The sequence below is a fragment of the Histophilus somni 2336 genome, assembly GCF_000019405.1.
GTDB classification, from domain to species: domain Bacteria; phylum Pseudomonadota; class Gammaproteobacteria; order Enterobacterales; family Pasteurellaceae; genus Histophilus; species Histophilus somni.
In genome coordinates, this window is record NC_010519.1 from 1,893,782 (window position 1) to 1,919,337 (window position 25,556).

Annotated in this window: 17 protein-coding genes; 8 read left to right on the plus strand and 9 right to left on the minus strand. The window is 38.3% G+C overall.

Annotated features, from left to right (window positions below; all coding sequences use genetic code 11):
• Positions 1-3: 3 nt before the first annotated feature.
• The 4 genes from HSM_RS08510 to HSM_RS08520 form a co-directional block, all read right to left on the minus strand.
• Positions 4-8,238: a two-partner secretion domain-containing protein gene (locus tag HSM_RS08510; protein WP_012340780.1), complete on the minus strand. Its 8,235-nt coding sequence runs from the start codon at positions 8,236-8,238 to the stop codon at positions 4-6.
• Entirely contained in the window at positions 8,207-8,401 is a 195-nt protein-coding gene (locus tag HSM_RS10900) for a ShlB/FhaC/HecB family hemolysin secretion/activation protein (protein WP_012340781.1), read from the minus strand. The genes HSM_RS08510 and HSM_RS10900 overlap by 32 nt, the downstream gene beginning before the upstream one ends.
• Positions 8,389-8,685 carry a hypothetical protein gene (locus tag HSM_RS11315; RefSeq protein ID WP_012340782.1) on the minus strand — a complete coding sequence of 99 codons (297 nt, stop codon included), beginning with the start codon at positions 8,683-8,685 and terminating at the stop codon, positions 8,389-8,391. Before HSM_RS11315 ends, HSM_RS10900 begins: the two co-directional genes overlap by 13 nt.
• Positions 8,686-9,149: 464 nt before the next feature.
• Positions 9,150-9,860, minus strand: a complete 711-nt coding sequence (locus HSM_RS08520; protein WP_012340783.1) for a 7-cyano-7-deazaguanine/7-aminomethyl-7-deazaguanine transporter — start codon at positions 9,858-9,860, stop codon at positions 9,150-9,152.
• Positions 9,861-10,042: 182 nt separating this feature from the next.
• On the opposite strand from HSM_RS08520, the gene ubiE reads away from it, so the two are divergent.
• From ubiE to hemB, 7 genes are all read left to right on the plus strand, one after another.
• A complete protein-coding gene (gene ubiE, locus HSM_RS08525; protein ID WP_012340784.1) occupies positions 10,043-10,828 on the plus strand; it encodes a bifunctional demethylmenaquinone methyltransferase/2-methoxy-6-polyprenyl-1,4-benzoquinol methylase UbiE in 786 nt (261 codons plus the stop codon).
• A gap of 8 nt (positions 10,829-10,836) precedes the next feature.
• Positions 10,837-11,472 (plus strand): ubiquinone biosynthesis accessory factor UbiJ, encoded by a 636-nt coding sequence (locus HSM_RS08530; RefSeq protein WP_012340785.1) that lies wholly within the window; start codon positions 10,837-10,839, stop codon positions 11,470-11,472.
• Positions 11,472-13,106 carry a ubiquinone biosynthesis regulatory protein kinase UbiB gene (gene ubiB, locus HSM_RS08535; RefSeq protein WP_041605323.1) on the plus strand — a complete coding sequence of 545 codons (1,635 nt, stop codon included), beginning with the start codon at positions 11,472-11,474 and terminating at the stop codon, positions 13,104-13,106. The genes HSM_RS08530 and ubiB overlap by 1 nt, the downstream gene beginning before the upstream one ends.
• 104 nt (positions 13,107-13,210) lie before the next feature.
• The gene (gene tatA / locus HSM_RS08540) at positions 13,211-13,432 is read left to right on the plus strand and encodes a Sec-independent protein translocase subunit TatA (RefSeq protein WP_011608702.1); all 222 of its coding nucleotides are present in this window, start codon (positions 13,211-13,213) and stop codon (positions 13,430-13,432) included.
• Between the two features lie 3 nt (positions 13,433-13,435).
• Positions 13,436-13,990, plus strand: a complete 555-nt coding sequence (tatB, locus tag HSM_RS08545; RefSeq protein ID WP_012340787.1) for a Sec-independent protein translocase protein TatB — start codon at positions 13,436-13,438, stop codon at positions 13,988-13,990.
• Positions 13,987-14,724: a twin-arginine translocase subunit TatC gene (gene tatC / locus HSM_RS08550; RefSeq protein ID WP_012340789.1), complete on the plus strand. Its 738-nt coding sequence runs from the start codon at positions 13,987-13,989 to the stop codon at positions 14,722-14,724. Before tatB ends, tatC begins: the two co-directional genes overlap by 4 nt.
• Positions 14,725-14,789: 65 nt before the next feature.
• The gene (gene hemB / locus HSM_RS08555; protein WP_011608705.1) at positions 14,790-15,812 is read left to right on the plus strand and encodes a porphobilinogen synthase; all 1,023 of its coding nucleotides are present in this window, start codon (positions 14,790-14,792) and stop codon (positions 15,810-15,812) included.
• Between the two features lie 56 nt (positions 15,813-15,868).
• Here the strand turns inward: hemB and purT are convergent, their stop codons facing one another.
• Complete coding sequence (gene purT, locus HSM_RS08560) at positions 15,869-17,050, minus strand: formate-dependent phosphoribosylglycinamide formyltransferase (protein ID WP_041605325.1); 1,182 nt, start codon at positions 17,048-17,050, stop codon at positions 15,869-15,871.
• A 40-nt stretch (positions 17,051-17,090) separates the two neighbouring features.
• Positions 17,091-17,597, minus strand: a complete 507-nt coding sequence (luxS, locus tag HSM_RS08565) for an S-ribosylhomocysteine lyase (protein ID WP_012340791.1) — start codon at positions 17,595-17,597, stop codon at positions 17,091-17,093.
• A gap of 280 nt (positions 17,598-17,877) precedes the next feature.
• Between luxS and tkt the strand changes: the two genes are divergently transcribed.
• Positions 17,878-19,884 (plus strand): transketolase, encoded by a 2,007-nt coding sequence (tkt, locus tag HSM_RS08570; protein ID WP_012340792.1) that lies wholly within the window; start codon positions 17,878-17,880, stop codon positions 19,882-19,884.
• Positions 19,885-20,076: 192 nt separating this feature from the next.
• Here the strand turns inward: tkt and HSM_RS08575 are convergent, their stop codons facing one another.
• The 3 genes from HSM_RS08575 to HSM_RS11200 are packed head-to-tail and all read right to left on the minus strand — an operon-like array spanning position 20,077 to position 25,459.
• Positions 20,077-20,799 (minus strand): type ISP restriction/modification enzyme, encoded by a 723-nt coding sequence (locus HSM_RS08575; RefSeq protein WP_012340793.1) that lies wholly within the window; start codon positions 20,797-20,799, stop codon positions 20,077-20,079.
• A 17-nt stretch (positions 20,800-20,816) separates the two neighbouring features.
• Positions 20,817-25,388, minus strand: a complete 4,572-nt coding sequence (locus HSM_RS08580; RefSeq protein WP_322597395.1) for a DEAD/DEAH box helicase — start codon at positions 25,386-25,388, stop codon at positions 20,817-20,819.
• On the minus strand, positions 25,334-25,459 hold the full coding sequence (locus HSM_RS11200) for a hypothetical protein (RefSeq protein WP_265468942.1): 126 nt from the start codon (positions 25,457-25,459) through the stop codon (positions 25,334-25,336). The genes HSM_RS08580 and HSM_RS11200 overlap by 55 nt, the downstream gene beginning before the upstream one ends.
• Positions 25,460-25,556 lie beyond the last annotated feature (97 nt).

The following is a 25,556-nucleotide window of genomic DNA, read 5'->3' on the forward strand; positions in this document are numbered from 1 at the left end:
AAACTATTCTCCCGTAGCAGTATTTTTTAAATTTCTTCTATTTATACTATTATCAATAGAGAACTTAATTTCAAAACTATCAGGTCTTTTACTATTCCCTCTATATATTGGTTTAATATCAATCTCCACTTTCTTACCTTGCTCTAAAGCTTGCTTCCATTGCCTTTCCATCTGATACCATTTTCCTTTCGGTCCATTCAATATCTCATCCATTGCTACAAGATTTATTTTCTCTCCTGCACCTCCAAACATTGATGCCAGTAAATGTCCTCCGCAATCGCTTTCTAAACGACATTCCCCTCCGGTTATGGCTTGTTGATATCTATTTCTGTCATTTACCTCTAATTTTAAACGACCTTTTACCTCTTCTACCCTTCCTAATGCGTCCGTTTTATACTCATGCCCATTACTCAGCTTATAAATAGTATTCGGCTCCGGCTTATTTAAATGTTTATTCCATTGTCCTACTCTACCTACATCTATTTCTCTGACATCATAGCCATCTACTTTTTTAATGACTTTCTTATCAAGAAATTCACCTATTTTCTTAGCCGCATCTCCTCTATTCGCCGTATTAAATTCTGTACCAACAACCAAATCTATAGTAGCTAAAGCATCATCCCACGTCAGCTCTCCATCAGCTAAGGTTAAAAGATTATCTGCTATATCTAACCCTTCTTCTTTTAATGTCGCTTTTAAATCATCTACACTTAATCTGCCGTTTTTTACTCGCTTTTTCGCTGCTTTAATAATAACCTTTGTTCCTGCCACAAAGGCTTTGGCAAAATTATTTTCAACCGCACTTTGAGTAACTTCACTATCTACACTCAAATTGGATAATGCGGAAGATAATGTTTCACCTGACACCCCATTGCTTAAACCACTCGCTATCGCTGATGTGATTTCACTAATTTTAATTATCTCCTGTTTCTCATTTTCAGAAAGCTCTCTCGGGTCTTTGTGATAAAGTGCAGTCGCCAAATAATGTGCTGTCACCTCTCCAACACCAACCGCAATCGCCCCTGAAACTGCATTTCCCCCTTTAAGGTGAGATTCAATCGCACCCCAAAGTATATGCGTTGGAATATTTAATTCAGGTATGTCTTTTGTCGCTTCTTTAATCGCTTGATTGATATAAGGCGATAAACCTCCTGATACTATCGCTTCCGTAGGCTTGCCCGCAACAGCTAATGTGACAATTGCTGTAATGAAATCAGCAGCTTGTTTGTATTTGCCTCCTGTATCCCAATTTTCACTCTGTTCAACGGCTTCACGATATATTTTTCCGACTCGTTCAATTTCTTCCGCTTTCCCCTCTTTTTTTGCTTTTTCAAATACTGCCTTCGCTTTATTTTCTTCCCGTTTAGCCTCTTCTGCTAAATTTGATGTAAAAATATCAATGGCACTCACCATATACCCCACTGCCCGAGCAATCTCCTTTTGCTCCACAAGCAGTTTTTTCACCTCTTTTGGTTTTGCCACTTGGCTGTTTGCTTGGCTAAGGTCGGTATTAATCCCCAACGCTTTTGCTGTGGTTTGGATTGGGTTTGTGTCTTTGTTTAAGGTGATTTTCCCTTCCGTAAGCGTCGCTTTGGTAACGGAACTGTCACTGCCTTGGCTGTGCATCGGCAAGCTCGGCGTTATGTTCGGAGCGGTTTTTCCTTCAACCAACACCGCATTTTCTGCTCCTTTTTTGCTCAGTTTGCCGGTTTCACTATCTTGGTAGTAATCTGCTCCTTTACCGTAAGTGCCTGAGATTGAAACACTTGTTGCCTTATGACTTGATTCATTTCGAATGTCATTAAAAGTGAGGCGATTGGTTTGCAGTTCACTGTTGTTTGGGGTAGTTGAAGCAATGGCACTGCCTTTCAAGTGGACGTTGTTTGCCTCTATATGATAACCGCCTTTGCCTGCAATTAAACCTGCCTGTTCATTAACTTGTTTATAACTGTTTTTGCCCTTCTCACCCGAAGCAAAACCACTCACACTCCAAGCATTACCAAAACTCACATCTACACTAATCCCTGCCTGACTGCCTTTGCTGTTGTAATTGTTGCTGTCTTGCTTGCTTTCAATCCGAAGGTCGCCTTTAGCATTCACATCAATTCGCTCAGCAGTAGCGGTTGTGCCGTTGAGGGTAATGTCCCCTTGGCTGTTAAACTTAATATGTTCTGCATCTAAATGACTGTTATGGTAAGTGGAACTTTCTCCGTTGGCTTTTTGACTACCGCCACCGACAGTAGCATAAACCCCTACACCCGTTTGAGCTCCTGCTTGAGCAAACATACCTACTTCCACACCCACATTTTGCCCACGGGATTTTTCCTTGGTTCGACTTTCGCCTGCTTCTATTTCTATCTTGTTTGCATTTAGCTCAATCCGACTGTTTTCAAGGCGGTTGCCGTCTTTGTCTTTTGACACAATATCAGCATGCTCAAGGCGGATATTACCTGTACCGCTTTGGTTGTGATTTGCCATTGATTCAGTTGATAAAGTGCGGTCGGTTTTGTTACTGTTTTGTGCGTTGCTTTCTGTGTTATCACCTCGAGCTGTTAGCACCACTTCTTTGCCATTTAACACATTCCCTTGACTGAGATGAGCTTCACTTTCCTGTAATTGGCGACTGTGAGCGACACCTGTGCCACTTTCTACTCGTATCAAATAACCGGTATTCGGCGTTTTATTGGCAATTTTATAAATGCTGTCGGCTAATGTATAACCCTGAGCCGCCAAACCTAAGGCTTGTGCAGTCTGAAGCCTTGTAGAGGCCTCTTTGTTTTTTACCACCCGTTCAACTGTTTGGATAATATCAATAATCGGCGATTTGATGCGATTAAATTGTCCGATTTTCAAATCACTTTGACTTTGTTGTTGTGTTTGCTCATTATGAGCTGCCACCGCTTCAATATTCTCTGCGGTAATATGCAGTTTGTTTTTCGACAGTATTTGACTTGAGGTTTGATGATAATCCTTGCCTGCATTGATTTCCACATTACCATTAAGACTGACAACTTGACTGCCTTGATGACGGAGACTATCACCAGCTTGATTAAACCGCTCACGATGATAACCAAAGAAACGCTCTGTTTCTGATGTCGCCACCTCACCAATGGCGTGATTTTTTCTCGCTTGGCGTTGAGTTTGTGTGGTAGTCGCCGTCGTAAAAAGAATATCACCTGCCGCACTGAAGCTGTTATCGCCTTCACTTACCAACACTAAACCTTTACCTATGATGTCGCCCTGTTGAGCAGTGGTTTGGCTATTTCCGCCCACGGAAATCACCGTGCCTTTTTCCTCAATCAACGATTGCTTGCCGTTTTCACGCCCTTTGCCAACACCTGCTATATATTTATTTAACCCGTTAACCTCAAATCCCTTATTGGAACTGTTCGCCGATTGGCTATAACGGTTGATGGCTACATCAAAATGAACATCGCCGGTTGCCGTAAAGGTCGCATCTTTTTCCACAGATAAAGTTGCACCTTGGGTGATGATATCGCCACCGATAGCGACTACCGTTAAATTGCCTTGCGTGTCTATGTTTGCACTTTGAGCAATCACCTGTTCAGTTTGTTTGTTGGATTGATGACTTTGGTGCTTGATGTAAGGCTGAATACCTCGCATTATCATACCGCTAGTATCCGTAATAGCCTCTGCTCGTGAAAGCTCATCACCAACAAATCCATTTGCAACACCTTGCTCTTGACGTTGTTTGTATTTTTCTTTTCCTACTTCAATCGGGTTGTACACCATATTCACACCAACCCCACCGGATTTGCTGACATAGCGACTTTGCCCAAGGTGATGCTCATCCACCGCATTGATATTTACCTTACTACCTTGAAGATGCGTATCGCTACCACTATGGATTTCAGTAGCATTCAAGGTTAATTGATGTTGAGCCGTTACTCGGATATTGCCTTTTGCATTCAGTTGTGTTGCAACCACATCCTCATTGCGACTTCGATTATTTGATTCAGTTTTATTGCGTTGATAGCCCACCGATACAACACCATTCGAAAGACTACCACTCAAACCGCTTTTTTTGGCTTTCTCCCTATAGTCCGTCATTTTTGTATTGATGAGTACATTCAAATCAATGTCTTTTGCAGTAATATCAATATGTTGTTTCGCATTTATATCGGTAGCTTCGGTTTTTAATTTATCACCTGCCACAAGTACAATACTGTCACCGTTTAACAAGCTACCCTGATAGTTATCTTGCTGTTCGTTATAGTGCGTTTCTTTACTTTTCTTAGAAATAGCATTACCGCTTTTATAGCGATGCTGTTCCTCAAGTGTTGATACTGTTTTTATTGCCCCAAATACCATCTCATTTGTTGCAAGTGCGGTCAGTTTTTTCGCTGTTTCAATCGCCGTACTTTGCGTGTAAAGATTATCGGTTTCTAGGCGGATATTGCCGTTGCTTTGTATCCGGCTAATAATGAGGTTTTGATTGGTTTCTTGACGGCGGTGGTCGCCTGTCCCTAGTTTTTCACTGTGTTGGGTAGAAAGTGCGGTGCTTTTTAGGCTGTTTTTAATATTAAGCAGGCTGTCACCTGTGCCACTGTTAATAATATCACTGCCGATTTGGTTAAGATTGTCGGCGTTGATATATAATGTGCCGTCTTCGCCTTTCACGTGGAGTAATGCCTTACGGTCAAGGTGCATGTTTTTATAATGGTACCCATAACTTGGATTGCTACTTTCATCGGTTTTCGTGGTTGAGCGGTGTGAAAATGTGCCACTTACATTCAAGGCTAATCTGCTTTGTGCTTCAATGTGTCCGCCTTCATTAGTTAAATCCCCTGATGTCTGAACATAAAGTCGTTGGGCGGATAAGGTACCTTGATTATGCAAGCTATCGCCATTTAACTGCATCACTTCCCGTCCGAAAATCCTGCCTTGGTTAATCAGTTCGCTGTTTTTTGCATAAATGTTATTCGCTGAAATCAGGCTGCCTTTTGTGGTTAATGGTGAAAAATCTGCTTTGTTCGCTACAAGATAGACTTTCGGTACCAATACTTCTTGTTGACTTCCATTAGGTAGTGTCACTGTTTCAGTTTCCAGCCACACAATATCGGAAGTCAACCTTGCCATTTGTGCTTTACTCAGTTTCACGCCAGGTCGGAGGGTAAATTCATTTGCTAGAGTTTGGCTGAATTTAACTGCCGAATCCATTAAGGCTTGATATTGCACTTCAAAATCTTGCTGATGCCCTGAAGGGAGTTTACCGGTTAATTGATAAAGTTGTTCTCGCACAAGGCGTTGTTCATAGTAGCCGTCGCCTAAACGTTTTTGTACTTGATTTGAGTCATAACGAAGAGCATTAAACATATAATCACTACTTAACCATTTACGATAATCGGTAAAGGCTGGGGTGGTTTCCACTAAAATATGACTGTCCGCTTGCGGATTGATTTGATAAAGAGAAGAACTCGGTAGTATTGTTGTCCCTTGTGTAAAACGAATTTCACCCTTGCCGTCTGTTATTTTAATAAATGGAGCTGTAGTTTGAGAATTGCTTTGTGCTGTCGTAGCAACGGCATAATCCCCTTGAGTTTGACTAAATACCACATTTAATGGAATAGTCACATTATCCACGGTATGGCGGTCATGTCGTCCTCCCCATTTGCGTTGGAAATAGCGTTTGAACCCTCCTCGCCATTTTGACCAAGTAAATTCGTGATTACCGAATTCTTCCGTAGAATGAATGCCTTCTTCATCAGTGTTTTTAAACGGACTATTTTCATCTTGACTTACTAAATTTCCACCGGACAGTATTAGCGAACGGTCATTATGCACCGCACCTTGAAACCACATATCGCCACCAGCCAATATTTTACCCGGTGCGGTTTGTTTCACCACCGTTTGGCTGATTTTGCGACGGTTGAGGTTAATGTCCCAAAAGCGATCATAGATTTTGTTGGAAAAGGCGGCGTTGTGCTTTTCAATTGCCTTTTCTAATTGCTCAAATTGTGTCTCATTGGCTTTCAACCAATCTAAATAAGGTTTCAGTTGCAATGAAAGTGCGGTCTGTTTTGCCTGATATTCTAACTTGTTTACCTCATAATCCGCTTTTTCGGTTTCATAGCTTTGTAGACGTTTAGCAAAATCCGCTTCTGACTCATTATTTTCTCGAGTGGGTTTTTCGGGTTCATTGGGAATGTCAAAATAGGCTTGTAACAGATTTACATCAGGATAATCTTTGAGGGTCAAATGTACTTTTTCATCTAAATGAATATTAAAATGTGACCAAGCCCCGTCATTAGGTAGATACAAAGAATGTGGTTTAATTTGACAATTTTTCTTACCGGTAAGATTGCTGCAACTTTCTTCATTCGGCATCGGTAAGACATAACCGTTAAAGTTGCCATTGGATTCTCTCTCTTTTAACTCAGTTGCTCTAGATGCTACTTTACCGGCTCGACTAAAAGATATCCAACGCAAGGTGTTAAAATCAATTTTGGCAGAATTAGGTTGTCCTTCGGGTAATAAATAATGTTCATTTAATTGGGTATCACTTTGTAATTCAAACGCTGTTTTTAAATGTTCGTTACTATTGATTAAGGATTTCACTCCAAAATAAGCATTGCCGGCCACATCAATTAACCCACTTTGATTTTTAAAATTATCGGCAAAAGATGAGTTTTCAGAAGATAACTCGACTTCCTCAGTTGAATTCAAACGGCGACCGACAAACAAATCCCCCTGACTCAACAGACTTGGACCTTCCGTGATTTGACCGTTTTGCTTTTCCGCTATGGTCAAAAATTGTTTTTGGTTTATCAGTTCAGGTGCTGCCAAATCCAATCGTTTATGAGCGGCAATGACGGCGGATTTAACATCGTTATTATTGCTTGATAGTTGCTCGTCTCGATTGACAATACGAGCACCGGCTTCAATGACGACTTTATCGCCTAATATTTGTCCCGTGCCAATATTTTCCACCGTCTCTGTTGCTTTGATAACTGTCTTTTCCGTTCCTAATACCGCACCTCGGTTAATCAGAGATTTTTCACTTTCAATCCGATTTTGTCTTCCTCGAATCACACCGCTCGAAGTCTGTTCGATATTCTCTTTTGCTTTTACCTCAACCCTCTCTTCTGCATACAGCTTGCCTGCATTATCTAAAGTGCGGTCGGTTTTAAGACGGTTTTTTGTCGCTGCTATTATTTGACCGGATGCGGTATTCACAATCTTGCCCTGACTATCAATCACTATCTCTGAGCTACTTGCACCAATATGCCCTGCATTGCGTACCCCAACGCCGTTTTCTGTACCGATAAGATAAATTTTGCCCGAATACATTCCGCCAAGCTCTGCTACATCAAGGGAAAATTGCGGTTGTGACTCGCCTGAAACGTGTTGGGTTGTGTGAATAATTTGCAAAGTTTTGTCGGAATCAAACCGCTTGATACTATTTTTCCCTGTGATAACGGTTGCTTCTTTTTTCGACCAAATCCCTGCATTCACTTCCGCTTCTCGAGCGAGGATTTCAGTATAATCCACACGACTGTTGTCCAAGCCTTTGCCGCTGACATTGATTTTACCGGCTTCAACCTTAAAACTCTCCACTTCCCCGTTTTTAATCTCAGGCTTGCCTGTAGAAAGTGTCACTCGACCGGAATTTATCACACCGCAACCTTCACAATGTAGCCCGGAGGGGTTGGCTATAATCACATCCGCTTTGCCGCCTGCTACTTCCACATAGCCTTTCATCACGGACGGCGAAGAAGAATTGATCTCGTTTAAAATCACTTTCGCCTCACCTTGGGCGAGATAAGGATTAGCCGTCACCTGCCCTGCAAGTTGGGTAGAAGTGCTTGTGCGACTGTTATTTAAAATTACTCCTTTCTCGGCAACATCAAATTGTGAATATTTATTATGGGAAAGCCCTTTGGTATTGGGCGTTTGAATATTGACTTGCGGAAGCCCATTGGTAGTTTGTAAAACAATCGGTTGTTGGGTTTTTGGGGCGGATTTATCCGCTTGAATAATTAAAGTTTCAGCAAAAGCAGAAGAGAAAAACGAAGAAAAAGAAACAAACTCCAAGGCACAAAACAAACTGAAATAAAGAGGTTTTAACAGAGCTAAAAGCGAAGAAAAATCGACCGCACTTTTTGAACAAACAGAAGACGAACATGAAGATTTGTCTTGGGATTTTGCAAGTTCTGATACAACGATTAAACGTTGTAAGGGGTTACTAAAAATAATGCAAAAATGTTGTGTGTTCATAATAAATCCTCCTGATTTTTCCGTTTTGATTATCCCAACCTGCCATTCGGCGTTTTTGTACTTCAATTTCCGACTTATCAATATAGTTTTGCGATTGATGTGACCAAAGTGCGGTGGAAATTGTGGTTTTTCTGTGACTGTCACGATAAATCAAATAAAACAAAACAATGTGCGCTTATCGGTTTCGCTTTCACCTGAATAAATATAGCTGTTATCAAACGCCCATTGATGGATAGGATAGCAAGGCAATTCAGTATAAGAAAGCAAAAGTGATTCAGGGGGAGAGATATTTAGGCGAATATCGGGTTTAGGCTGTGATTTATCATCTTTTGCCTGCTGATGTTGTTGGGCTATATCGTTTAATTGAGTATCAAATGTATTAGTGAAAGTGGTAGTGGATATTACGGAAGAAATTAAGCTTAAAATGAGTGTTTGATGGCATTTCATAATATCAAATAGAAAATTATATAGTCATTCTAAGTAGAATATAGAATTTATCATTTTTTGCAAATAATGTTACTCAGTATTTAGGAAAAGAAGAGTATGGTTGATATTTTGTTGGGATGTTCGGGGAATATTATCGGGTATGGTTTAGTACCGTTTGGTGATACACTTACTTCAGCCAAAAGAAAAATGGGAGAAAATTATTCTCCTATATTTATGTTACGGATAGACAAACTCCGTTTTATCTTTTAAATGGATGGATTTTATACCGAACACTTCATTCCTTTTGGAGTTTTATGTCAATGGGGATTGGAATACATCTGTCATCTCTGAATCAACTTAGCAAAATGCGATCCCACCATGTATTAAGTAAAACTATTAAATTACTTGGTTTGTATGTGAAATTACATTACATAGTTTTATTAGTTGGTGCTGATCGCTATAGTTTGCATTATATTTCAATGAGATTAAGCAGTTGTTGCAGCTTCCATTGAGAATAAACGTAATTTATTCATTATATAATTCAATAAGATACCGTAAGCAGGTACGAAGAATAGAATACTAATGAAAATTTTAAATAAATAATCTACAGAACCGATTTCGACCCAGTGTTCAGCCATAAACGGATCGTTACTTGCGTAGAAAGCAATACCAAAGAATATGAACGTATCCGCCAGTGAGCCGAATACCATAGAGCAACTTGGTGCAATCCACCAAGTTTTTAATTTACGTAAATGGTTAAATACATACACATCTAATAGTTGCCCAAACAGGTAAGCCGCAAAACTGGCAAACGCAATACGGAAGACAAATGTGTTAAATGATGTAAGTACATGTAAACCTTGATATTGGCTATCGGAAAATAATGTTGAAACAAGATAGCTGATGATTAGTGCGGGGATCATAACGACAAAAATAATCCATCTTGCTTCTCTAGCACCAAAAACTCGCACGGTTAAATCTGTGGCTAAGAAAATAAAAGGAAAGGTGAAAGCTCCCCATGTATTGTGAAACGAAAAATTCTCCGCAAATCCTAAAGTTGTGAGAGGAATGGTAATTTCAAAAGGAATTTGAACGAGGTAGTTGCTTGCCGTAATGATAAATATATGGAAGAAACTCAAGATGATTAATGCACGTTTTTTTTGTTGATCATTGAAGATCGAAGAGATGTTTTTCATTTTGTGTACCTTTTTGATAAATAAAATTGGGGTTAGGGAACCCAATATAAACATGTCCAAAATTGGAGACGGAGAATGATACTGAATTAAGAAAATATTTCAACTAATATTTACAAGCCAAATTGCTATTTTTTTGCTATTCTACACGACAATTTTTATATTACATTTAATGGATCACAGTCATGAGCGAACCAGAAAATCTTGCACAAAATCAACCGCACTTTTCCAAAGATACAACGCATTTTGGATTTCAAACTGTTGCAAAATCAGAGAAACAAAAATTAGTTGCCAATGTTTTTCATTCCGTAGCGGCAAAATATGATTTGATGAATGATTTACTTTCTTTCGGCATTCATCGAGTTTGGAAACGCTTTACTATTGATTGTAGCGGAGTGAGAAAGGGGCATAAAGTCCTCGATCTTGCTGGTGGTACAGGGGATTTTTCCGCAAAGTTTTCTCGTATCGTAGGTGAAACGGGAAAAGTGATTTTGGCGGATATTAATTCTTCAATGTTGGACGTTGGACGTGAGAAATTAAGAAATCTTGGTATCGTGGGTAATGTTGATTATGTGCAAGCCAATGCGGAAGAATTACCTTTTGCAGATAATACGTTTGACTGTGTGATAATCAGTTTCGGGTTGCGTAATGTAACAGATAAAGACAAAGCATTACGTTCAATGTTTCGGGTATTAAAACCGGGTGGACGGTTGTTAGTGTTAGAGTTTTCTAAACCTATTTTGGATCCTTTAAGTAAGATCTATCATTTTTATTCTTTTAATGTATTGCCAAAAATTGGTGAAATTGTTGTGAATGATAGTGACAGCTATCGTTATCTGGCAGAATCTATCCGTATGCACCCGAAACAGGACATATTAAAAGAGATGATGATAAATGCCGGTTTTGAACAAGTCGGTTATTATAATTTAACCGCCGGTATTGTGGCTTTACACCGAGGCTATAAATTTTAGGATAGAGTATGTTGCCTGATTTTAATTCTTTGAAAACACAGTTTATGTTACCGCAGTTTATTAATGCGGGATGTGAACTGTTATTAAATTATCTTTTGCGACGGACAAGTCATCGTGAAAGATACTTGCGTCAATTACAAGGTAAGATCTTAAAGCTGACATTACAAAAAACACATTTTTCTTTGTATTTCGTTTTTTCAGCACAGCAAGTGGATTTATTGAACCATTATGAAGGTGAGGCGGATTGTACAGTGGATATTGCGGTAAATTTATTATTGCAAATGCCGAAAAAATCGGAAATAAGTCGATTTATTAATGATAATTCCCTTCAATTTAGCGGGGATTTGCAGATATTACAAGATTTTGTGGAATTAATGGAAATGTTGGAAAAAGATCCGGCAGAGCTGATTTCTCCTTACGTTGGTGATGTGATTGCACATAGTGCGGTCAGTTTTCTTAAAAATTTAACAGAATCAATAAAGTATCGGCTTACGCAAAGTCAGCAATTTTGGGCGGAGCGTTTGACAGAAGAGTGGACAGTACTTTCGTCCAAATTGGCTGTAATGGATTTTTGCGATCAAGTGGAAAGTTTAGCAAAACAGACCGCACTTTTAGAACAAAAAATTAATCAGATTTTAGCATGATGAAATTTAATGATATTAAACGTTTATATAAAATAGTACGTGTTTTTTTATCTTATGGCATTGATGAAATTTTACCGCATAATAAATATACTCGTTCAATTCGTTGTTGGCGAATGTTATTTTTTTGGTTAAAAAATAAACATAACAATAAAGCTTTTGGATTACGTTTGCGTTTGGCTTTACAAGAGTTAGGACCAGTTTGGATAAAGTTGGGGCAAATGTTATCGACACGTCGTGATTTATTTCCTGCGGAAATTGCTGATGAATTGGCTTTATTACAAGATAACGTTGAGGCTTTTTCAGGAAAGATTGCTCGTCAGCAAATAGAACAAGCTTTGGGTTCTTCTCTAGAAAATTGGTTTACAGATTTTGATGAAAATGCACTTGCTTCCGCATCTATTGCACAAGTTCATACTGCAAAACTTAAATTGGGCGAGGAACAGGAAAAGGAAGTGGTCATCAAGGTGTTGCGTCCAAATATTCAGCCACAAATTGAGGCGGATTTAAGTTGGATGTATAAATTAGCCGGTTTACTGCCCAAATTATTTCGTGAGGGGTATCGTTTAAGAGCGGTCGAAGTTATTCAAGAATATGAAAAAACTTTGCGTGATGAGCTTGATTTACGTGTCGAAATGGCGAATGCAATAAAGTTGCGAGAAAATTTTCTTGATAGTCCGATGTTATATATTCCAAAAATGTATGAAGCATTTTGTCATAAAAATGTGATTGTGATGGAGCGTATTTACGGCATTCCTGTTTCCGATGTTGAGACATTACAACGAAACGGCACTGATATGAAGCTATTGGCGGAAAGAGGTGTACAAGTTTTTTTTACGCAAGTATTTCGTGATAGTTTTTTTCATGCAGATATGCACCCAGGCAATATTTTTGTGAATCCGCTTCGTCCTGAAAATCCGCAATATATTGGTATTGACTGTGGCATTGTGGGGAAATTAAATGAGAGTGATAAACGCTATTTAGCCGAAAGTTTTGTGGCATTTTTTAATCGTGATTATCGTCGGGTTGCACAAATGCACGTAGATGCCGGCTGGACCCCACAAGATACGAATATTGATGATTTCGAACAAGCATTTCGAGAGGTATGTGAACCGATTTTCGCCAAGCCTTTATCTGAAATTTCATTTGCACAAGTTTTACTGAATTTATTTAATGTAGCACGTGAATTTAATATGCAAGTTCAACCGCAGTTAGTGTTATTGCAAAAAACGTTACTTTATATTGAAGGATTAGGGCGTCAACTTTATCCTCAATTAGATTTATGGGATACAGCAAAACCCTTTTTACAAAATTGGTTGAACGAGCAAATAGGTATGAAGGCAACATTTAAAAAGTTGAAAGCCAAATTGCCTTATTTGCAGGAGCATCTACCTGATTTTCCTGAAACTTTAATGGACGCCTTGAAACAACAAAAATTTATTAGTCAGCAATTAGTGGAAATTAACAAGAAGTTAGCTAAACAACAACGTTGGCAAAAGAAAATGTTTGTATTAATTGTGGGAATAGTGATTTTTTCTGTAACGTTATGGCAATTCGCTGCATTGCCGTTGGCGATAAGTGCGGGGTTATTCTTAGTTGGTTTTTTAGTTTGGCTAATCGGTTTTTTGTTACCTTAATGCGTTAGATCAAAAATAATCCAGTTTAGCTATTGTCACTATGATTTAAAATGGTTATATTCTGCAAGATTTTTTATTAAGTTTAATGTCATAGGAGAAATAAAATGGGATTAAGTTGGCAACAATTACTAATTTTGCTTTTAGTTGTTGTGGTTATTTTCGGTACTAAAAAATTAAGAAATATTGGTTCAGATCTTGGCGGTGCGGTAAAAGACTTCAAGAAAGCAATGAATGATGATCAACCTAAAGATGCCGAATTTAAAAAAATTTCCGAAGAGGTAGAGCAAACTTCAGTCGAAAATTCAAAACAAAAAGAGCAGGCGTAATCTGTGTTTGATATTGGTTTCTCCGAACTTGTTTTACTTTTCGTTGTGGGCTTGATAGTACTGGGACCACAGCGTTTGCCTGTAGCTGTTCGTACGGTAATGGGTTGGGTAAGGACTGTGCGAAGCTTAGCGACAAATGTACAAAATGAACTTAGTCAGGAATTAAAACTGAAAGAGTTACAAGAAAGCATTAAAAAAGCTGAAGATCTCAATATTTCCCAATTATCTCCGGAACTTAGTGAAACCGTAGAAGAATTACGTCAATCAGCACAAAAAATTAAAATGAATTTAGAGGAGAAAGCTGCTGAAACAAATTCTTCTGTTGAAGAGCAAGTGCAAGAACTGAAAAGTGCGGTGCAAAATTCACAGGGTACTGCAACGACCGAAATAGAAAAAAATCTTGATTTTCCTTCCGGTGAGTTATCTCCTGCTGAACTTGCAGAGTTAGCGGAAGAGGGAGAACCTATGTTGGAACTTACTGAATCTGATTTTTCAGAAAAGGAGCCAACGACTATCTCGTCTAATGAAGTGATTGAAAATAGTAAAGAAAAAGTATGAGTGTCGAAAAGTCTCAGCCATTAATTAACCATTTATTAGAACTGCGTGATAGATTATTACGCAGTATCATTTTTGTAGTCGTAATATTTCTCGCCTTAGTTTATTTCGCAAATGATATTTATAATTTTGTTGCCTCGCCTTTATTAGATGTATTGCCTGCCGGTGCGACAATGATTGCGACGAATATTGCGACACCTTTCTTTACTCCGATTAAGTTAACCGCAGTAGTTGCTTTGTTTATTTCAGTGCCTTTTTTGTTATATCAAATTTGGGCGTTTGTTGCTCCTGCATTGTATCAACATGAGAAACGTCTAGTTTATCCTTTGCTGTTTTCCAGTACGTTGTTGTTCTATCTCGGTGTCGCTTTTGCTTATTATGTGGTATTTCCATTGGTATTTGCTTTTTTGACTAAGACCGCACCGGAAGGCGTTGCTATCGCTACGGATATTAGTAGTTATCTGGATTTTGTTTTAGCCCTATTCTTAGCCTTTGGGATATGTTTTGAAGTGCCGGTAGCCATTGTTTTATTATGCTGGAGCGGTGTGACTACGCCGGATGATTTAAGAAAAAAAAGACCTTACATTATTGTTGCTGCATTTTTTATTGGTATGCTACTAACGCCTCCTGATGCGATTTCTCAAACATTGTTGGCTTTGCCGATGTGTTTATTATTTGAGATAGGTGTTATTTGTGCGGGTTTTTATCAGCCAAAAGATGAACAGGAAAAATCATAAAAATGATTTGAATTTGAGTGAATAAGATTAAATTATTCGCTCTGGTTTGTAGAAAGGATTGGAAAATGACTAAACAAATATTTACCGGATATCCTCAACGCCGTTTACGTCGTATGCGTAAGCAGGATTTTAGTCGTCGTTTGATGTCGGAAAATAAGCTGACAGTAGATGACTTGATTTATCCTGTGTTTATTATTGAGGGAGAAAATCATCGTGAGTCGGTGCCTTCTATGCCCAATGTGGAGAGGTTAACGCTCGATCAACTTTTACTTGAAGCGGAATTGATGGTGAAATACGGTGTGCCTGTTATTGCATTGTTTCCTGTCATTGAACAAGAGAAAAAATCCTTAATGGCGGAAGAGGCTTATAATCAAGACGGCTTAGTTCAACGAGCGGTAAAAGCATTAAAAGCAAATTTCCCTGAATTAGGTGTACTGACTGATGTGGCTTTAGATCCTTATACTGTTCATGGACAAGATGGGATTATTGATGAATATGGATATGTACTCAATGATGTAACTTCTGATGTACTTATAAAACAAGCCCTTTCTCATGCTCAAGCAGGGGCGGATATTGTTGCCCCTAGCGATATGATGGACGGTAGAATTGGTAGAATTCGTACCGCACTTGAAAAGCAAGGCTTTGTTAATACACTCATTATGGCTTATTCTGCTAAGTATGCCTCAAATTATTACGGACCATTTCGTGATGCTGTCGGATCTGCATCAAACTTAAAAGGGGGCGACAAAAAAACCTATCAACTGGATCCTGCTAATTCTAATGAGGGATTACAAGAGGTTGCTCTTGATATTGAAGAAGGTGCGGATATGGTTATGGTTAAACCGGGTATGCCCTATTTGGATATGGTTTATCGAGTTAAAGATCAATTCGGCGTGCCGACTTTTGCTTATCAAGTATCTGGCGAATACGCTATGCACATGGCAGCTATTCAAAATGGTTGGCTAAAAGAAAAAGAATGTATTATGGAGAGTTTACTTTGCTTTAAACGAGCAGGTGCGGACGGAATTTTAACTTATTTTGCTAAACAGGTAGCGGAATGGTTGTATTTAGACGAAAAGAATAAATAATTTAAAATAGATTTTACTTTAACCCACTTCGTGTTAGCGAAGTGGGTTTTGTTTATCTACAATTGTATGTCTAATTTATCATAGGCTCGAGAAACTTTTTCTAACGCCTTATCAACAGAAATATCACGTGCAAGAATAACACCTAAACGACGATGCCCATTGACTTCGCCTTTGCCGAATAAGCGAATATTAGTATTAGGTTCTTGTAATACTTCGAATAAATTACCAAATTGTACTTGGTTAGATTTGCCTTCAACGACAATCGCTTTTGAGGCAGCGGGGCTAATTAAATTAATTTCAGGAATTGGTAATCCTAATATGGCTCTTGCATGAAGTGCAAATTCAGAAAGCTCTTGCGAGATTAACGTAACCATTCCTGTATCATGAGGGCGAGGAGAAACTTCATTGAAAATAACATCATCTCCACAGACAAACATTTCTACGCCAAAAATACCGCGTCCGCCGAGTTCTGTAGTAATTTTTTCAGCAATATGTTGAGCCTTGGCGAGTGCTTGTACAGACATTGCTTGCGGTTGCCAAGACTCACGATAGTCCCCTTTTTCTTGACGATGTCCGATAGGTGCTAGAAATGAAGTTCCTTCTGCATGGCGTACAGTTAATAAAGTAATCTCATAATCAAATTTAACGAAACCTTCAACGATCACACGACCGGCTCCCGCTCTTCCCCCTTGTTGTGCATAGTCCCATGCTTTTTGTAGGTCGTCTTTGCTTTTTAAGATACTCTGACCATGTCCAGAAGAAGACATAATCGGTTTGATCACACAAGGAATGCCAAGGTTTTCGACCGCACTTTGAAAGTCATCAAAATTATCTACAAATTGATAATTTGATGTTGGCAACTTTAATTTTTCTGCTGCAAGGCGACGAATACCTTCACGGTTCATCGTTAATTGTGTAGCTTTAGCAGTTGGAACAACATTAAAGCCGGCTTGCTCCAATTCAACTAGTGTTGAGGTTGCGATTGCTTCGACTTCCGGCACGATATAATCCGGTTTTTCTTTTTCAATTAATGCTTTCAAAGCATCTCCATCTAACATTGAAATAGTGTAAGAGCGGTGTGCAACTTGTTGTGCCGGTGCATTTTCATAGCGATCTACCGCAATCACTTCTACACCAAGACGTTGTAATTCTATAACGACTTCTTTGCCTAGTTCACCTGAACCAAGAAGCATGACTTTTGTTGCTTTAGGTGTTAAAGCTGTTCCTAATATTGTCATTTTTTGTCCTTTTACATTGTGTTTTTTATTAAAATAAGATTTAAGAATTGAGTAAATTATCATCTAAAAGTAGATCTTCATTTTTATTAATACCTACGCCTCGATTAAGAATATTCCGTGCAATATTATGTGCATCTTCCAATGAATGTTCAGTATAGGTTCCACATTGATATTCGTTTAGTTCAGGAATTTCGGCTTGATTTTTGACGTTTAAAATATCTTGCATTGAAGCTGACCAAGCGTTTGCAACTTGTTGTTCATTCGGCATGCCAATTAATGACATATAAAATCCGGTTCGACAGCCCATGGGCGAAATATCAATAATTTCAATTTGTTCACTATTTAAATGATCACGCATAAATCCTGCGAATAAGTGTTCTAAAGTGTGAATGCCTTTAGGAGAGAGGATTTCTTTATTAGGAATACAAAAACGAAGATCAAAAACAGTGATATTGTCGCCTTTTGGTGTTCGCATTGTTTTTGCAACACGCACAGCAGGGGCATTCATTCTCGTATGATCAACTTTAAAACTGTCAAGTAGTGGCATAATTTTTCCTTTAGAGAGCATTAAAATAGATTATTGACCGGTATTGTATTTACCTAGAAATTGTATTGTAACGTATTGCTATAACAAAAACCTGATTTTTTATGATATAGGTCATGATTTTTAATTTATTGTCGATAATTTTAAATTTTATGTAGATTTTCTTTATTTTATTGAGCTTTATACTTTTTCTTATCCTATCAAATTAATTCGTCTTTTTTTTATAAAAATAGGGTAGAATAGCCGATCGAATAATTCAACATAACTTCGCAGGAGAATAATCATGGTAACTCGTAGGGAATTGGCAAATGCAATCCGTTTTTTAAGTATGGATGCGGTACAAAAAGCAAAATCTGGGCATCCGGGAGCTCCGATGGGAATGGCGGATATTGCGGAAGTATTATGGCGTGATTTTTTAAATCATAATCCGACTAATCCTCAATGGGCAAATCGTGATCGTTTTGTGTTATCTAACGGTCATGGCTCAATGTTAATTTATAGTTTACTGCATCTCACCGGTTACGATCTTTCTATCGAAGATTTAAAACAATTTCGTCAATTACATTCCAAGACTCCGGGGCACCCTGAATACGGTTATGCACCAGGTATTGAAACCACAACGGGTCCATTAGGTCAAGGCATTACTAACGCTGTAGGCATGGCGATTGCAGAAAAAACGTTAGCCGCACAATTTAATCGAGCAGGTCATGACATTGTTGATCATCATACTTACGTTTTTCTAGGGGATGGTTGCTTAATGGAGGGTATTTCTCATGAGGCTTGTTCATTAGCCGGCACGTTAGGTCTAGGTAAATTGATTGCTTTTTATGATGATAATAATATTTCCATTGACGGTCATGTAGATGGTTGGTTCACTGATGATACACAAAAACGCTTTGAGGCTTACGGCTGGCATGTTATTCCTGCTGTTGATGGACATAATGCAGAACAAATTATTGAAGCAATAAAACAAGCTCAGGCTGAGAAAAATAAACCAACTTTAATTATGTGTAAGACGATTATTGGCTATGGTTCTCCAAATAAGCAAAATACTCATGATAGCCATGGGGCACCATTAGGTGATGAAGAAATCGCTTTAACTCGTCAAGCATTAAATTGGAATTACGCACCTTTTGAAATTCCTGCTGATATTTATGCAAAATGGAATGCTCACGAAAAAGGACAAGTGGCGGAAAACGCATGGAATGAAAAATTTGCCGCTTATGAGAAAGCTTATCCTGAATTAGCAGTTGAATTTAAACGCCGTTTAAATGGGGAATTACCGGCAAACTGGGCAACAGAAAGCCAAGCCTTTATTGAAAAATTACAAGCAAATCCAGCCAATATTGCAAGTCGCAAAGCGTCACAAAATGCGATTGAAGCGTATGCAAAATTATTACCGGAATTTTTAGGCGGGTCAGCTGATTTAGCGGGGTCAAACTTAACGTTATGGTCTGGTTCAAAACCCATTCGTGCGACAGAAAATATAGATGGTAACTATATTAATTATGGCGTGCGTGAATTCGGAATGTCTGCCATCATGAATGGTATTGCATTGCACGGCGGATTTATTCCTTATGGTGCAACGTTCTTAATGTTTATGGAATATGCACATAATGCAGTGCGTATGGCAGCCTTGATGAAACAACGTTCATTATTTGTTTATACACATGACTCTATCGGTTTAGGAGAAGACGGTCCGACGCATCAACCTGTTGAGCAAACAACCGCACTTCGCTTAATTCCAAATTTAGAAACATGGCGTCCTTGCGACCAAGTGGAATCTGCAATCGCATGGAAAGCAGCGGTTGAACGTCAAGACGGTCCAAGTGCATTAATTTTCACTCGACAAAATCTTGCTCAAATGAACCGCACTTCTGAGCAATTGGAAAACGTGAAACGTGGCGGTTATATCTTGCGTGCATGCTGTGAAAAAGGTGATTGTCCAGATTTAATCTTGATCGCCACCGGTTCTGAAGTGGAATTAGCGATGAAAGCAGCGGAAGCGTTAGATGCGGAAGGCGTGAAAGTCCGTGTGGTATCAATGCCGAGTACGAATGTATTTGATAAACAAGATGTTGCGTACCGTGAGGCAGTATTACCAAGTGCGGTGACTAAACGTGTTGCAATTGAAGCGGGTATTTCAGATTTCTGGTACAAATATGTTGGTACTAACGGACGTATCGTTGGTATGAATAGCTTTGGTGAATCAGCACCGGCAGATCAACTGTTTAAACTCTTTGGCTTCACTGTTGAAAATATTGTGGCAAAGGCAAAAGAGATTTTATAATCAGTTAAAGTTTAATTTTGTGAGCGGGTAAATTTACCCGCTCTTTTTCAGTATTATGTAGCAGTTGTACAAAGCTTAATTTAGTATTTCTGCTACATTTTTTCTTACTCTCATTACAATTTAAAGGTAAGAAAAAATGAATGCCTTAGAAAAGTTATTATGCGATGACGCTTCAAGCACTAAATTTACAAATTAAATCACCATTTTCGGCAAGTTCGCTACAATCCGATTGGTTTCCAAACTTACGGTAACCACCCGTAAAAATAGTTCCATCGGGTAACGTGGGTTTTGCATGGTTTCGATAGCCCAATCATTCGCATCATTTACAATGCCACTTGCTTTATCGACTTTCACCGATTGACGTTCAATCACCCATTCCAATGCAGGTTTGCCGTTAACCACATAGCCGTAAGCCTCTTCGGGGATATTTTCCAGCGTAAATTTTTTGTTATAAATCACTTTAGTTGGATCATCTTCATTTTTGCCTGTTTCAAGATTCAAGCGTTTTGGGTGTTTCATTTTTTCCACATAAAAATCGCTATCAGCACCGCCAACAATCCTATCATTTGAAATAGATAAACCGCCTGTAAACAATACGCCGTTATACATCGGCACGGTTTCAAAATTTAAATGATAGTGAGCTAATTCACGCCCAGCATTAGAAAATGCCCAAAAATCGACCGCACTTTTTACTCTAGGAATGCGTGGCAATTGCTTACTGAGATTATCCGCATATTTTTCCCGATAATCTTCGCTATGTAATAACCCATAGATATAGTAGAAAATATCTTCTTTTTGGATATTTTCTTGCTCGCCGTAAAATTCGGTGAAGTGTTTTAAGGCTTCATCGGTGATCGCCGAGCGTCTTTGGTAAGTTTTTGGCGGAATTTGACCGCTTGTATTTTGTTCTGTCATTGTTTGGTTATCCTGTTTTATTCGTAAATCCACATCGGAAAACATTGTCCGTTCGCTTGTAATTGAACATCGGGTATCTGATCGGTAATAATCACCGAAAAGCCCTTGCTCGTTCCCAGTCCTGTTATGCAAATCGCCAAATTCTCTACTCGTAGATCCACATCGGGAAGCATTGTGCATCGCCGATGAGATGCAGATCGGGGATCTCGTTGCTGATGAGAATTGAGAATCCCTTGTTGCCTGTAACTGTGAGGCAGATGATAATGTTGTCTGTCTGTCTGTCTGTCTGTCTGTTTGTCTGTATTTTCTACGCTATCAAACAAATCTTTTGGGAAACCTTGACCGCCCGAATGTTGCATATTGAGATCTGGGATTACATTCGTCATTACAGCAGAAAATTCTTTTCCTGAATTTCCTGAACCGCTTAAATAGATCATTTGATTTATAACATTGGGAACAGGAAATAATTTGGGTAACTGATATGGACGATGGTTAAATGTTTTATCAAAATAAATATGATTTTTAGTATAAGGTCTATACAATCCTTGTCTTATTTTATCTTTAGAGAATCTTTCTTTTTCTCCTTTACTTAGCTTAGGATAAAGACTGCTAGACCAACTTATTTTAGAATCATCTTTATCAGCAAACTGTACAGGATCAATTTCTAAATTTGTTTTTCTTTGAATATTTAATCTATCTATTTCATTATTAAAAAATGTAATAGAATTATTCATATTTTCAGATAATCTTTCTTTAGAAAAATTGTAAACCCAAGCATCACGATTTGTCTGTAATCCAGCTGAATAATTTTCAAATATAGTAGGTTCTTTATTATTTTTATCTTTTGAGCCTAGGACCATATAACTATCAAAATTCGGATCTCGTTGATTTAGCCAGTCATTAAACTGATCGGGAATAATTTCCTGCCATTGTTCTGTTTTTGTAATTCCGTTAATTGAACCAAATTCAGCGATTTTTTCTAATTTTTCTTTTTTTGATAGAAAATCACCAATATCATAAAAATGAATATTGCCATTTTTTTCTTTATCTGGATTTTTAACTAAAATAGAAATAGCAACTCCTGTCATAATATCAAAAACATTTTGACCTTCTTTTTTAGCCGAAATGCCAGATTTACCACGAATGGCACCTCTTAAATGGAAAATATAAAGATCGCTAAATTCATCGTGTAAACATTTACGTAATCCATTTGCTGCATTCGTTTCTAAAAAACCAGCATTGGTAATGAAACCAATTACTCCTTTATCTTGAATACGATCACTTGCCCAACGTATCGCTTTAATATAGCTATCATAAAGTGCATTTTTATTTGTTGCAGTTGAATGTAAAGCATAGGTATTTCTAATTTTTTCTTCTAATAATGGATAACTTGTGTTTTCATTATTATCATTTGCTGATGTTTGCCCAACTGAATACGGCGGATTGCCAATAATCACTTGAATATCCAATTCCTTTTGACGTTTACGGCGTTCGCTGTTTTCTACCAAAATTTGATCGATGAGATCTTCTTTTTCGTACATTTGGAAAGTATCAGTTAAACAGATACCATTGAAAGGTTGGTAAGCGGTTGGATTTTCGTTATTTTTTGCAAGTAGCGAGTGATAAACACTTTCAATGTTAATTGCCGCAATGTAATAAGCGAGTAAGACAATTTCATTGGCGTGAATTTCATTATATTTTTGCGGTAATTTTTCAGGCGGAATAATCCCGCTTTGCAATAATCGGGTAATGAATGTTCCTGTTCCCGTAAATGGGTCTAAAATTTGTACACCTTTATCGGCAAGGCTAGCGTTAAATTCATTTTGTAGCACATCTTCCACCGAGCGGATAATAAAATCCACTACTTGAATTGGGGTGTACACAATACCTAATTTATCTTTTAATTTTTTAAATGCTTGAGCAAAGAAATTATCATATAAATCTTTGATGATAGATTGTCGTCCTTCTGGACTTTTGATATTGCTAATGCGTTGCTGAATACCCTCGTAGAACTCTTGTAACTGCTTGGTTTCTGCATTGGCGATATTTTCGCCTTGTAAAATAGTAATAGTTTCACTTAATGCTTTAGACATTGGGTTGTGTTCGGTGAAATTATCGTTAGCAAATAAGGCATCAAAAACTGGTTTGGTAATTAAATGCTGAGCTAACATTTCAATCACTTCATCATCACTAATCGCATTATTTAAATCATCACGCAATTCTGCCGCAAAGGCGTTGAAAGCGGTGATTTGGCGTTGATTGTTAGGGTTTTCCAAAATCGCTTTAATCCGGTCTATATGAGTTTGAGCAATTTTTGCCACATCTGCCGCCCATTCTTCCCAGTGCATACGATTTCCACATTTTTTCACGATTTTGGTAACTAATGCACGCTCAATTTCGCCAATTTCAAACTCAAATTCTTCTTGAGTTGGAAAATCAGCTCCCGTGCCTTTACCTCCGATATTGTGTTGATTTCGCCCCGATTTTTCATATTTTTTCTTTTTCTTGTTTTGATCTTTTGGCTGCTTTTTCAAAATTTGCGAGATGGTAGAAATGACTTCGATTTTATCTTTGGCTGTACCATCAAACTGCATTTTGTTGATCATTGCATCAAAGCGGTCATCGTGAGAACGCAGAGCATTAAGCACTTGCCATACTACTTTATAGTTTTCATTATTATCTAAGGCTTCTTCTGGCGTTTTCCCGGCAGGAATCACTACAGGCAAAATGACATAACCTCGCTTTTTGCCTTCTGTTTTCCGCATTACACGCCCTACCGATTGCACTACGTCAATTTGTGAGTTTCTTGCAGTTAAGAATAACACGGCATCAAGGGCTGGTACGTCCACACCTTCGGATAAACAGCGGACATTTGAGAGAATGCGGCAGGTGTTATATTCCGTTTCCGATTTCAACCAGCCGATTTTGCCTGTTTTTTCACTAGCATTCATTGAGCCGTCTACGTGTTCCGCTTCACATTTTAGTTGTAGCGATTGGTTGAGATCATAAGGTAAGCCCTGTTCTTCCAATGATGCAATTTCTTGTTCTTGATAGGTTTCAACTACCGTCGAGAACATCTCTGCAATCGCTTTGGAACTCACTTTGTGTTTATTACCTCTGTAATTTTTCTCAATCACTTGGCAAAATGCTACCGCACGTTTCATGGGCTGATAATCATCGGCAAGATCTTCTTCCACACCATATTTTGATAATGCTTTCCAACAGCCAACGATTTTTGCCGCATCGTCCACTTGGATTTCATTACCTTCTGCATTCAAAAGATTCTGCAAACGGCGGTTAATATGAGCCTCTTCAACGGCAAGTACTAATACTTTATAATCGACTAATAAGCCTTTTTTCACTGCGGTAGAAAAGCTGATTGTAAATAGCTCTTCGCCAAAAAGTGTTTTATCGTCCATTGAATAAACTTCCACCCCTTCAGATTTTTTGGCATCTTCGGTATAGATGCGTGGGGTGGCAGTCATATAAAGACGTTTTTTTGCTTGGATATAATCATTATTGTGAATGCGAACAAATGCCGATTCTCGTTCATCGTCAAAGGTATGTCCTGTAGTGCGGTGGGCTTCATCACAAATGATAAGATCAAAACTATTTAAGCCTAATTTTTGAGCCTGATGGATAACATCAATTGAGTGGTAGGTAGAAAAGATCACGGTCATTGCTTCATTGGCATTTTTGCATTTTATACCCCGAATTAAACCGCTTGCATCGGTTGTGGCAGGGTAGGAAAGCTCGTGTAATTTAGTTTGAACTAAATCATCGTTAGATTGTTTGCCGACATCACTATCGGAACAGACCGCAAAGCTGTGCAGTTTTACACTGCTTTCTTGTGTCCATTCAGTTAAAGTTTGAGAAAGTAGTGCAAGACTTGGTACGAGAAACAGTACGCTTTTCCCTTGTCCAGCCATTGCTTCGGCAATTTTGAGTGAAGAAAAGGTTTTACCAGTACCGCAAGCCATAATTAGCTTACCACGATCGGCAGTTTCTAAACCTCTTTTAACTGCTTTTAGTGCTTGAATTTGGTGTTCTCTTAATTCCTTTTTAGCACGCAATACAACCGGTTGTTTTGGCACATATTTTTGCCAATCGATCACACTTTCTTCAAAATTGGAACGGTTGATAATATTGACTGGAATAAGTTGATCAGCAAGGGATTTTTCTGCATTTTCAGACCAATGGTTTGTCGTGGTAACAATTAAACGATGTGTAAAATCTTTTTTACCCGATGCAGTGAAAAAGCTATCAATATCGCTTTTTTGAATGCGGTAATCGGCAGAATAGTTTTTGCATTGAATAGCGGTAAATGTGCTATCAAAACCAACAGCGACTAAGTCGATACCTGTATCATTTTTATTTGTGCCTTCCGGTTGATATTTTTCTACCCAATCAGCAAAGGTGAGAATTTCTTGATAGAGATTCGCATATTGCGGTTCGTTGGTGAGATAGTGTTGAGTTAAGGTTTCAAAATAAGTGCCTTTTTCACGCTGGGTTTGCGAATTTTCTTGCAGGCAGATTAAAAGTTGAGAAAATGCTGATTGATTGATTGATTGATTGATTGATTGATTGATTGATTGATTGATTGATTGATTGATTGATTGATTGATTGATTGATTGATTGATTGATTGATTGATTAGACATCATATTTTCCTTTTATCATTGTATCAACACGCTGAATTTGATCTGATAAAGAATAGCAGGTTAGTTTAAGTTGAGCTAGTAAGAGCGGGTAAATTTA

Bases quoted from the DNA above. Each gene is read 5' to 3' on its own strand.
- HSM_RS08520 (WP_012340783.1), bottom strand. From the start codon at position 9,860: ATGAAAAACATCTCTTCGATCTTCAATGATCAACAAAAAAAACGTGCA.
- HSM_RS11315 (WP_012340782.1), bottom strand. From the start codon at position 8,685: ATGAAATGCCATCAAACACTCATTTTAAGCTTAATTTCTTCCGTAATA.
- tatC (WP_012340789.1), top strand. From the start codon at position 13,987: ATGAGTGTCGAAAAGTCTCAGCCATTAATTAACCATTTATTAGAACTG.
- tkt (WP_012340792.1), top strand. From the start codon at position 17,878: ATGGTAACTCGTAGGGAATTGGCAAATGCAATCCGTTTTTTAAGTATG.
- purT (WP_041605325.1), bottom strand. From the start codon at position 17,050: ATGACAATATTAGGAACAGCTTTAACACCTAAAGCAACAAAAGTCATG.
- HSM_RS08530 (WP_012340785.1), top strand. From the start codon at position 10,837: ATGTTGCCTGATTTTAATTCTTTGAAAACACAGTTTATGTTACCGCAG.
- tatA (WP_011608702.1), top strand. From the start codon at position 13,211: ATGGGATTAAGTTGGCAACAATTACTAATTTTGCTTTTAGTTGTTGTG.
- hemB (WP_011608705.1), top strand. From the start codon at position 14,790: ATGACTAAACAAATATTTACCGGATATCCTCAACGCCGTTTACGTCGT.
- luxS (WP_012340791.1), bottom strand. From the start codon at position 17,597: ATGCCACTACTTGACAGTTTTAAAGTTGATCATACGAGAATGAATGCC.
- ubiE (WP_012340784.1), top strand. From the start codon at position 10,043: ATGAGCGAACCAGAAAATCTTGCACAAAATCAACCGCACTTTTCCAAA.
- HSM_RS08510 (WP_012340780.1), bottom strand. From the start codon at position 8,238: ATGAACACACAACATTTTTGCATTATTTTTAGTAACCCCTTACAACGT.
- HSM_RS08575 (WP_012340793.1), bottom strand. From the start codon at position 20,799: ATGACAGAACAAAATACAAGCGGTCAAATTCCGCCAAAAACTTACCAA.
- HSM_RS11200 (WP_265468942.1), bottom strand. From the start codon at position 25,459: ATGTCTAATCAATCAATCAATCAATCAATCAATCAATCAATCAATCAA.
- ubiB (WP_041605323.1), top strand. From the start codon at position 11,472: ATGAAATTTAATGATATTAAACGTTTATATAAAATAGTACGTGTTTTT.